The sequence below is a fragment of the Amycolatopsis sp. NPDC026612 genome, from assembly GCF_040638285.1.
Lineage (GTDB): Bacteria > Actinomycetota > Actinomycetes > Mycobacteriales > Pseudonocardiaceae > Amycolatopsis.
In genome coordinates this window covers 1-9,207 of record NZ_JBEZYB010000151.1, presented here as the reverse complement: position 1 = coordinate 9,207, position 9,207 = coordinate 1, and the positions used below count along the sequence as shown (strand labels likewise).

Below are 9,207 nucleotides of genomic sequence, written 5' to 3'. Positions count from 1 at the left end.
AACGGTAGCAAGAGATCAACCAGCGGCTCAGCGGGCCAGCGCGGACGGCTTCCCGTCACGGCGCAGGACGTTCGCCAGCACCCCTTCGCCGGCCCCGGCGGGTAGCGACCGCGGGGGCTACTCCTCGTCCCGGTGAGGGGCGGACAGGAGTGCCTCCGCCCAGCGGGCCTGCGGGTCGACGTCCACCAGCAGCGCCTTGGCCAGCAAGGTCGCCGGCACGGCGAGGACCGCACCGAGCGGGCCCAGCAGCCAGGTCCAGAACACGAGAGCCAGTACGGTGACCAAAGTGGACAGACCGACCGAGCCGGCGACGAACCGGGGCTGGATCAGGGACTGCACCACGAAGTTCAGCGCGGCGTACACGGTGAGCACCACGAGCAGCGAAGGCCAGCCGCCGTCGAGCAGGGCGATGAGCGCGGGTGGGGCCACCCCGATCACGAAGCCCACGTTGGGAACGTAGTTGGTGACGAAGGCGAGCAACCCCCACAGCACGGCGCCCGGGATGCCGAGCAGGGCGAGCGCGGTGGTGTCGAGCGCGGCCACGAGCCCGCCGAACACGGTCGTCACGAGCAGGTACCGCCGGGTGCCCGAAGCGAAGACCCGCAACGCGGCGGAGATCCACGGCCGGTCGTGCGCGATCCGGCCGAGGCGTTGACCCGCCCACGCCGTTTCGGCGCTCAAGAACAGCAGGAGGGCGAGCAGGAAGGCCAAGTTCGTGACCAGGCCACCGACCCCGGCGACCAGGGAACCCGCCAGGCCGACCAGTTTCCCGGCGTCGACGGACGACAACATCGCACGCAGCTGCGGTTCGCCGACCCCGAACCGGCCGAGCGTGCTCAGCCCGCCGTGCAGCAGCTCGTCGATCCGCCCGGCGTAGTGGGGGACCAGCGCCGACAGCTGCGTGACGGACACCACGACGACGAGGAAGAACAGGAGCAGGACCGCGTAGACGGTGGCCGCCAGCACGGCGACGGTCAGCCAGCGCGGCCACCCCTTGTCCCGCAGCCAGGTGCGCACCGGGTCCAGGGTGATCACGACGATGACGGCGAGGAAGACAGGGCCGACGAACCAGGCGACGGCCTGCACCCCGGCCAGCACGACCACCGCGGCGGCGGCGCCCAGGAGCACGACGAGCGCACGGGGAAGCGAACTGCCGCCGGTGCCGAGGGCGCCTTCGGGCGCCCACGGAACCGGCGGCAGGTGGCCGCCTGTGCCGGAGCTGCCGGCGCGCGTCCGGAACGGGTGCCGGCTGGTGCGACCCTCCCGTTGTTCCCCGGCCGCGGCCCGGTTCCGCCGGGGCATGCGGAACCGGTGGGTGGGGAAGTCGGTGAGCGTAACTCGCACCATGTGATCCTCCGGAATCAGGCGGCCACGCCACCGTGTCCGGTCCTGGTGCTTTCCACGTCACCCGGCGCGGGCGAAACCCGGGCGGGAACGGATCCCGGCGGACGACATCGCCGGCCGATGACCGCCTTGCCGCCCGTACCCGTGCCGACCGGCGCTGCCTTTGCCCGGACGAGCCAGACGCACCTCGGCGTCCTCAGTGGACGTTCAGCCCGCTCCACGCCACCGGCAGGTGATCGATGCCGTAGATGGGGTGGTCGTGGCGGAAGGGGAGTTCCGGTTCCGGCGTCGCGAGCCTGAGCGCCGGGAGCCGCCGGAGGAGCGCGGTGAGCCCGACGTCGAGTTCGGTGCGGGCCAGTGCGTGGCCCAGGCAGAGGTGTTCGCCGTGGCCGAAGGCGAGGTGGGGGTTCGGGGTGCGGCCGAGGTCGGCGTCGTCGGGGGCGGGAAACCGGCCGGGGTCGCGGTTGGCGATGTCGGCCGCCGCGATGACACCGTCGCCCGCGCGGATGACCACCCCGCCGATCGGCACGTCGGCGGTCGCCACCCGGCGCCGGCCGGTGTGGGTGATGGTCAACAGCCGCAGGAGCTCGTCGACGGCGGTGGCGGGCGGGCCGTCCGCTCGCCGGAAGCTTTCCGCGAGCCGGGGGTTGCGGAGCAGGAACGCGACCGACAGCGCGAGCTGGTTGGCGGTGGTCTCGTGGCCGGCGACGAGCAGCAGCACGGCCATCGACACCGCGCCGGCGCGGTCGAGGTGACCGGGCTCGACCTGCTGCGCGCTCAGCCGGCCGAGGAGGTCGTCGGTGGGGTGGGCGCGGCGGTGCTGGAGCAGGGTGCCGAGGTAGCGGGCGAGGTCGGCGGTGGCGGCGCGGTTGGCGTCACCGGAGGTGGCGTTGTCCGTCATCACGCGGGCGCGTTCTTCGAAGAACGCGTGGTCGGCGTAGGGCACCCCGAGCAGTTCGGCGATGACGATCGACGCCAGCGGCAGCGCATAGGTCCGGACCAGGTCGGCGGGTTCGGGCCCGGCGACCAGCTTGTCGAGCAGTCCGGTGGCGGTGCGCTCGACGGCGGGCCGCAGCGCGGCGACGCGGCGCAGGGTGAATTCCTGGATCAGCATGCGACGCAGGCGGGTGTGTTCCGGGGCGTCCATGCTGATGAACGAGCCGGTCCCACGCCGGCGAGCCCGGCCGGCCGGGCCGCGCGCGGGATAGCCGGGACGCGTGGGGTCGACGCTGAAGCGCCGGTCGGCGAGCACGGCGCGGACGTCGTCGTAGCGGGTGAGCAGCCACGGGGTGCTGCCGTCCCAGATCCGGACCCGGCTGATCGGCGCGTCGCGCCGCAGCTGCGCGAGCCGGGGCGGTGGGCTGTACGGGCAGTCCCGGGCGAAGGGGAACGGTTCGGTCATGCTTCCTCCCCGGCCGGTTGGCGCTCCGGCGGACGCGGGGCCGCGGGCTGGTCGGCGAGGCGCTCGAGCAGCGGGCCGGCCAGCCGCAGGAGGCCGGCCTCGGTGCCGGTGAGCGCACCGAGCGCCGTGGCCAGCCATGCGTCGCGCTCGCGCATGTCGTCCTTGAGTGCCTGGGCACCCCGGTCGGTGAGCTCGAGCACCGCGCCGCGCCCGTCGTGTTCGTTGGGCGCCCGGGTGATCAGCAGATCCGCCTCCAATTCGGCGAACACCTTGGTCAGCGCCTGGGGTCGGTGCCCGTCGGCCGCGGCGATTTCGCCGGGGCTGCCGGACCCGTGCCGGAACAGGTATCCCAGCACCCCGACCTTCGCCGGGCTCAGTGCGTGGGCCGAGCGGGCGCCGCGCAGCCGCCGCGCCAGCCGCAGGACGCCTTGGCGCACCGCCCGCGCGGTGTCGAGATCTTGAGCATCTTCCATCAGTAGTAATGTACTCATTACGAGTTCTGTTGTCCAACTGGGATGGAGACCGTCAGATGGTCATCACATCAGTACTACTGTCCGAGTGGTCATCGGCCGGTTCCCGAACGGATCACTTTGTCCATCGGGTGATCACCGAAATGTTTTGCCGGGAGGAGAAATATCTCCAAGAAATCGCCGTGGTGGTTTCTCCGTGCCGGGATCGCCTTCGATTTCACTGACGGACATCACCGTCCGCCGGATCGGCCCCGGTCGGCCGAAGGCATTTACGCCCTTTGGCTGCGTCGCGTCCGTCGCTGCTCCGGGTACCGTTGACCGGTTGTTTCGCGGCCCACGTCGAGGACCGGACGAGCGGAGTCCCGTTGAAGATTTTGCTGTTGTGCTCTGCGTTCAACGGCCTCAGTCAGCGCGCCTGGCTCACCCTGCGCGCCCGCGGCCACCGCGTCACCGTTCAGACCGTTCGCCATTCCCGGGAAATCGCCGCGGCGGCGGCAGCCGACAACCCGGAGCTGATCCTCTGCCCGTTCCTGCGCCAGCGGGTGCCCGAGGAGGTCTGGCGCCGCCACCGCACGATCATCATCCATCCCGGCCCGGAAGGCGACCGCGGCCCGTCCGCGCTCGACTGGGCGATCATGGACGCCGAACCCACCTGGGGCGTGACCGCCCTGCAGGCCACCGGAGACCTCGACGGCGGGCCGATCTGGGGCACGCGGGTGTTCGCGATGCCTGCCGAGCCGCCGCGCAAGAGCACCCTCTACAACACCGAGGTGTCCGACGCCGCGATGAGCCTGATCGGCGAGGTGGTGACCAAAGCCGAAGATCCCGGGTTCACGCCCCGGCGCCAGGACCAGCGCCCCGACGCGGTGGGCGCGGTCCGTCCCCTGGTCCGCCAGTCCGACCGGTCCTTCTCCTGGGGTGATCCGACCGGCCGCATCCTGCGGCGCATCCGCGCCGCGGACGGCCGTCCCGGCGTGCACACCGAACTGGCCGGGGTGCCGGTCGCGGTGTTCGACGCCCAGCCGGGGGACCCGGCGGCGGGCGAGCCCGGCACCATCGCGGCCCGCCGGCACGGTGCGGTTCTGGTCCGCACCGGCGACGGCGGGCTGTGGATCGGGCAGGCGCGGCGGCTGGCTCCCGAGGCTCCCGGCACGACGGTCAAGCTCCCCGCCGCGCTGGCTCTCGGGGGTGTTCCGGAGGTACCGCGGATCGCGGGCCCGCCGAGTCTCCGCGAAGTCGGCTACCGGCGGGTGGGCAAGGTGGGGTTGGTGCAGTTCGCGTTCTACAACGGCGCGATGTCCACCGCCCACTGCCGCCGGCTCGCCGCGGCCGTGCGCCACGCGGCCGCGCAGGACACCACCGTCCTGGTCCTGGCGGGCGGCGAGGTGTTCTCCAACGGCCTGCACCTGGGGGTCATCGACGCCCATCCGGAGCCGGCCGCCGAAGCGTGGCGGAACATCACCGCGATCGACGACCTCTGCCGGGAGATCATCGGCTGCACCGGGCAGATCGTGGTTTCCGCGCTCGTCGGCGACGCGGGCGCGGGCGGGGTCATGCTGGCCCTGGGTGCGGACAAGGTGATCGCCCGGGACGGCGTCCTGCTCAACCCGCACTACCGGAAGATGGGCCTCTACGGTTCGGAGTACTGGACCTACGTGCTGCCGCACCGGGTCGGTGAAGCGCAGGCGAACCGGTTGACCACCTGCTGCGAGCCGATCACCGCCGCCGAAGCGGCCGGGATCGGGATCGTCGACCGGCTCGCCCCGAGCGATCGCGCGGGATTCGCCGACACCGTGCTGGACTACGCCACCGAACTGGCCGCCGACGGAACCGCGAAAGCCCTGCTCGGCCGCAAACGGGCCACCCGGGAAGCCGACGAGCGACGCCGGCCCCTGGAAACCTACCGGGTACGGGAACTCGCCGAAATGAGCCACGACATCTTCGACGACCGCCACGGTTTCGCCGACGCCCGGCGCTCCTTCCTCACCGGCCGGGCCGCCGGCCCGGCCCGGCCGGAACCGCACCGGCTGCCGGTTTCGCGACGTCCGCAGCTGGGGTCCGTACGCTGAAGCGGCGATGACACTGCGCACGGACCTGACCGGCTTGCTCGCCGACGCCGGCCTCGTCGAGGTCGACGTCGACGCGGCCGTCGCGGACGAGCACGTGCGATGGGCCGCGTACCAGTGCATCGTCGCGGTGGCCGCCGCTTCCGGGCGCCGCGACGGGGATCGCGCGCTCGTGGCCACGATCGTCCGCGATCCCCGCGGAACGATGGCCACGGCGGCGGTGGTCGACCTCGTCGACCGGATCGCGGCGAAGACGGCCGGCGCCGCCGGGTTCCGCCACTGGTCGGCGGAGATCCTGTCCGAGACGGACCGGTTCGCGACGGAGGCGAACCGGGAATTCGTCCGCCGGCGCGTCCGCGAGTGGCTGTTCTGGCTGTCCATAAAGGATGGTCACGTGCCGTCGGAGGCCGAACTGGCGGAGGTCACCCCCTGGATGCAACGCCTTCTCGCGGCGGGGCCGACGTCACCGCCGCCGGTTCTCGCCCTGCTCGCCGCGTCCGGGGCGACCAGGAAGATCCGGAACATCGCGAAGAACCGCGGCCGGGGAACGGGCTGAAACCGGGCCCGCGCCGGAGCGATCCCGTTACGACCGGTTTGCCGCGGCGCGCCGACCGGGGCCCGCCGGTTAACTGAATCGTGACAGGTGGACGAGCGCGGGGTAAACCGAGGCACCGATGCTGGCGGCATGACCGAAGCCGAGGGACGCCCCGAGACCGCCCGGCGCGCGAGGACGTCGATGAGCCGTGAGCTGATCGAGCTCGCGGCGCTGTTCATCGCCACCGGGGTCGCCGATCTGTTCGTCAGCACGTTGTCCCACAACCGGGTCGGGCCGCTCGTGCTGTTCGGCCTCGGCGGCCTGCTGGTCGCCACCGCCGCGTGGCGCCGGTGGTGGACCCACCGGCCGCGGCCGGTCCCGGCCACGCACGACCAGCCGCCGCTGACCGGAGTGGCGTGGCGGGTGCGCGCCACGGTCCGCGACGTGCCGGGGAGCCTGGCGGGGGTGACGGCCGCGCTGGCGGCCCACCGCTACGACATCGTCTCGTTGCAGGTGCTCGCGGTCCCGGACGGCGTGGTCGACGAGTTCTTCGTCCGCGCGCCGGCGGGTGCGACGGCCGCCGGCATCGCCACGGTCACCGAGCTGGGCGGCGGCCGGGACGTGCGGGTCGTGCCGGCGGACGTGCACGAGTTCGTCGACCTGCCGACCCGCGTGCTGACGATGGCGGCCGCGTCCGACCCCGACCCGGTCCAGCTCCTGCTGGCGGTGCTCGGCGAATGCGGCGTCGAACGGAAACCCGCCGGGCGTCGCGGGAAAGCGGCCGGTGAAGGCATCGACGAGACGGTGATGCGCCTGGTGGACATCGACGGGAGCCTGGTGGTGACCCGGCCGCTGCTGCCGTTCACCCCGGTCGAGTTCGCCAGGGCCAAGGCCGTCCTCGCCCTCTGTCGCCGCCTCGCCGGGCTGCCGGCGCCGAGCTTTCCGGCGGGCGCGCCCTGAGTGCGTCCGGCCCGCGTTCGGGGCAGACTGTCGGCATGGCCGAAACCGAGGGAATCGACGTCACCGCGCCGCCGAGTGGAACGGGCTGCGCGGAGTGCCTGGCCGCGGACGGCTGGTGGGTGCACCTGCGCCGCTGCGCCCAGTGCGGCCACATCGGCTGCTGCGACACGTCACCGGCCCAGCACGCGACGGCGCACTACCGGGCGAGCGGGCACCCGCTGATCCGCAGTTTCGAGCCGGGCGAGGACTGGTTCTACAGCTTCGAGACGGGGGAGGCCTACGACGGCCCGGCCCTGGCGCCCCCGGAGCACCGGCCCATCACGCAGCCGGTGCCCGGCCCGGCGGGCCGGGTGCCGGCCGACTGGCAGTCGCAGGTGCACTGACGCCCGGGGCAGCCCCGGCCGGGGCGCGCCCGTGAAGAGCCGAACCGCGGGCCGCCCCGATCACGGGTTTTCGCGGCTCACGCCGGCCTTTCCGGCCAAATCGAGCAGTTCGCCGAACACCCCGTTCGCGATGGCGGTCAGTGAGCGTTCCTCGCCGTCGCGCAGCCACTGGGTGAACGCGATGCCGAACACGGTGACACCCGACTCCGCGGCCAGCGTGGCCGCGAGTTCGTCGACGCCCCGGGCGCGCAGGGCGTCGGCGACCGTCGTGGCCAGGGTGGTCATCTTGTGCCGCTCCCGTTCCTGCAGCCCCGGGTTCCGGTCGATCACGGACTGGCGCGCGCGGGAGTGCGCGCGGCGCTCATCCACGAACAAGCTCGTCGCCGACCGCAGGCCGGAGGCGACGACCTCCAGCGGCGACGACTCCGGCGGCGCCGCGGCCACGCCGTCGAGGAAGGCCTGGACCAGCACCTGCTGACCCTGGAAGAGCACCTCGCGCTTGTCGCTGAAGTGGCGGAAGAAGGTGCGCTCGGTCAGGCCGACCGCCTCGGCGATCTCCGCCGCGGTCGTCTGCTCGAACCCGCGGGTGGCGAACAGTTCGAGTGCGGCCTTCTGCAGCCGCTCCGGGGCTCCCGGTTGCCAGCGCACCATGCGGCCGAGTCTAGTGATGACAGCGGCTGACGTGAAGGCGTATGGTTCGTAGGTCAGCGGCTGACGTCGGTCACTGACATCACTCAGATGTTTAAGGAGTTCACGCCATGCGCGTTTTCGTCACTGGAGCCTCCGGCTGGATCGGCTCCGCCGTCGTCGACGAGCTGCTCGACGGCGGCCACGAGGTCAGTGGGCTGGCCCGGTCGGCCGCGTCCGCCGGGAAGCTCGAAGCGAAGGGCGTCCGCGTCCGCCGCGGCGACCTCGACGATCTCGACGGCATCCGCGCCGGCGCGGACGAGGCCGACGCCGTCATCCACCTGGCGAACAAGCACGACTTCGCGAACCCGGCCGTGTCGAACGCGGCCGAGCGGGGTGCCGTCCAGACCATCGGCGAGGCCCTGTCCGGCAGCGGCCGTCCGTTCCTGCTGGCGTCGGGGATCGCCGGGTTCGCGCAGGGGCGGCCGCTGACCGAAGCCGACGCGTCCCCGTACCACGGCCCGGACTCGCCGCGCGGCGGCGCCGAAAACCTCGCGCTCGAGTTCGCCGACCGCGGCGTGCACCCGGTCAGCCTGCGGTTCTCGCCGACCGTGCACGGCTTGCGCGACCACGGGTTCATCGCGGCCCTCGCCGCGATCGCCCGGCAGAAGGGCGTCTCCGGCTACCCCGGCGACGGGACCAACCGGTGGGCTGCCGTGCACGTCACCGACGCCGCCCGCATGGTCCGGCTCGGTCTCGAGAAGGCACCCGCGGGCGCCCGCCTGCACGCCGTCGCCGAGGAGGGCGTGCCGACCCGCGAGATCGCGGAGGCGATCGGCCGCGCGTTCGACCTGCCCGTCGCGGCCGTCCCGGCGGACGACGTCCCGGGCCACTTCGGCTGGATCGGGACGTTCTTCGCCATGGACCTCGTGGCGACGAGCACCGCCACGCAGGAACTGCTCGGCTGGACCCCGGCCGGGCCGACGCTGGTCGAGGACCTCGCGGCGGGCGCGTACTCGGCGGCGTCGTAACCGGGTCGCACGCGGCGCGGTAGCCGGGTCGCGCGCGGTCGCGGTGTCCGCAGGCCGCTCGAGGGTTGTCGCGCTGTGAGCAATCCGACTTGGACGCAGCGGAACAGCGGGGCCGGGCGTGGGGCGGCCATGAAACCGAGAACGAAAGTGTTCGCTGTCCTCACGTTCGCGCTCTCCGTGGCCCTGACCGGTGCGACGCCGGCGCCGGCCGCCACGGCCCGGACCGTGGAACTCGCCGCGCCGGCCGGCAGCAGCCTCCCGGCCTACGTCGCCGTCATCAAGCCGGTCACCGCCGAGCGGCTGGGGAACAGCTGGCACGAGGGCTGCCCGGTCGGTCCCGATCAGCTGCGGCTGGTCAACCTGAGCTTCCTGGGCTTCGACGGGGCGGT

General features: G+C 72.9%; 9 protein-coding genes and 1 pseudogene. 6 read left to right on the top strand and 4 right to left on the bottom strand.

The window, feature by feature from the left end:
* Nucleotides 1–117: 117 nt before the first annotated feature.
* From AB0F15_RS44345 to AB0F15_RS44335, 3 genes are all read right to left on the bottom strand, one after another.
* Nucleotides 118–1,347: an AI-2E family transporter gene (locus AB0F15_RS44345; RefSeq protein ID WP_360283852.1), complete on the bottom strand. Its 1,230-nt coding sequence runs from the start codon at nucleotides 1,345–1,347 to the stop codon at nucleotides 118–120.
* Nucleotides 1,348–1,540: 193 nt separating this feature from the next.
* Nucleotides 1,541–2,746 carry a cytochrome P450 gene (locus AB0F15_RS44340; protein ID WP_360283850.1) on the bottom strand — a complete coding sequence of 402 codons (1,206 nt, stop codon included), beginning with the start codon at nucleotides 2,744–2,746 and terminating at the stop codon, nucleotides 1,541–1,543.
* Entirely contained in the window at nucleotides 2,743–3,219 is a 477-nt protein-coding gene (locus AB0F15_RS44335) for a MarR family winged helix-turn-helix transcriptional regulator (protein ID WP_360283848.1), read from the bottom strand. Before AB0F15_RS44335 ends, AB0F15_RS44340 begins: the two co-directional genes overlap by 4 nt.
* Before the next feature lie 362 nt (nucleotides 3,220–3,581).
* Here AB0F15_RS44335 and AB0F15_RS44330 point away from each other — a divergent pair, with 362 nt between their 5' ends.
* The 4 genes from AB0F15_RS44330 to AB0F15_RS44315 all read left to right on the top strand — a co-directional run bounded on the left by AB0F15_RS44330 (nucleotide 3,582) and on the right by AB0F15_RS44315 (nucleotide 7,160).
* On the top strand, nucleotides 3,582–5,285 hold the full coding sequence (locus tag AB0F15_RS44330; RefSeq protein WP_360283846.1) for an enoyl-CoA hydratase-related protein: 1,704 nt from the start codon (nucleotides 3,582–3,584) through the stop codon (nucleotides 5,283–5,285).
* A gap of 7 nt (nucleotides 5,286–5,292) precedes the next feature.
* Nucleotides 5,293–5,838, top strand: a complete 546-nt coding sequence (locus AB0F15_RS44325) for a hypothetical protein (RefSeq protein ID WP_360283844.1) — start codon at nucleotides 5,293–5,295, stop codon at nucleotides 5,836–5,838.
* Nucleotides 5,839–5,967: 129 nt separating this feature from the next.
* Nucleotides 5,968–6,777 (top strand): hypothetical protein, encoded by an 810-nt coding sequence (locus tag AB0F15_RS44320; RefSeq protein WP_360283842.1) that lies wholly within the window; start codon nucleotides 5,968–5,970, stop codon nucleotides 6,775–6,777.
* Nucleotides 6,778–6,812: 35 nt separating this feature from the next.
* Nucleotides 6,813–7,160 carry a UBP-type zinc finger domain-containing protein gene (locus AB0F15_RS44315; RefSeq protein WP_360283840.1) on the top strand — a complete coding sequence of 116 codons (348 nt, stop codon included), beginning with the start codon at nucleotides 6,813–6,815 and terminating at the stop codon, nucleotides 7,158–7,160.
* A 60-nt stretch (nucleotides 7,161–7,220) separates the two neighbouring features.
* On the opposite strand, the gene AB0F15_RS44310 is transcribed toward AB0F15_RS44315, so the two are convergent.
* Complete coding sequence (locus tag AB0F15_RS44310) at nucleotides 7,221–7,811, bottom strand: TetR family transcriptional regulator (protein WP_360283838.1); 591 nt, start codon at nucleotides 7,809–7,811, stop codon at nucleotides 7,221–7,223.
* A 107-nt stretch (nucleotides 7,812–7,918) separates the two neighbouring features.
* On the opposite strand from AB0F15_RS44310, the gene AB0F15_RS44305 reads away from it, so the two are divergent.
* Both AB0F15_RS44305 and AB0F15_RS44300 read left to right on the top strand, forming a co-directional pair.
* Nucleotides 7,919–8,818, top strand: coding sequence for an SDR family oxidoreductase (locus tag AB0F15_RS44305; protein WP_360283836.1), 900 nt, complete (start codon nucleotides 7,919–7,921; stop codon nucleotides 8,816–8,818).
* 147 nt (nucleotides 8,819–8,965) lie between these two features.
* Nucleotides 8,966–9,207 (top strand): annotated as a pseudogene (locus tag AB0F15_RS44300) (M15 family peptidase); the annotation flags it as partial.

What these genes read in the sequence shown, in the direction of transcription:
- AB0F15_RS44310 (WP_360283838.1), bottom strand. Translation starts at nt 7,811, where the DNA reads ATGGTGCGCTGGCAACCGGGAGCCCCGGAGCGGCTGCAGAAGGCCGCA.
- AB0F15_RS44305 (WP_360283836.1), top strand. Translation starts at nt 7,919, where the DNA reads ATGCGCGTTTTCGTCACTGGAGCCTCCGGCTGGATCGGCTCCGCCGTC.
- AB0F15_RS44335 (WP_360283848.1), bottom strand. Translation starts at nt 3,219, where the DNA reads ATGGAAGATGCTCAAGATCTCGACACCGCGCGGGCGGTGCGCCAAGGC.
- AB0F15_RS44315 (WP_360283840.1), top strand. Translation starts at nt 6,813, where the DNA reads ATGGCCGAAACCGAGGGAATCGACGTCACCGCGCCGCCGAGTGGAACG.
- AB0F15_RS44345 (WP_360283852.1), bottom strand. Translation starts at nt 1,347, where the DNA reads ATGGTGCGAGTTACGCTCACCGACTTCCCCACCCACCGGTTCCGCATG.
- AB0F15_RS44320 (WP_360283842.1), top strand. Translation starts at nt 5,968, where the DNA reads ATGACCGAAGCCGAGGGACGCCCCGAGACCGCCCGGCGCGCGAGGACG.
- AB0F15_RS44340 (WP_360283850.1), bottom strand. Translation starts at nt 2,746, where the DNA reads ATGACCGAACCGTTCCCCTTCGCCCGGGACTGCCCGTACAGCCCACCG.
- AB0F15_RS44325 (WP_360283844.1), top strand. Translation starts at nt 5,293, where the DNA reads ATGACACTGCGCACGGACCTGACCGGCTTGCTCGCCGACGCCGGCCTC.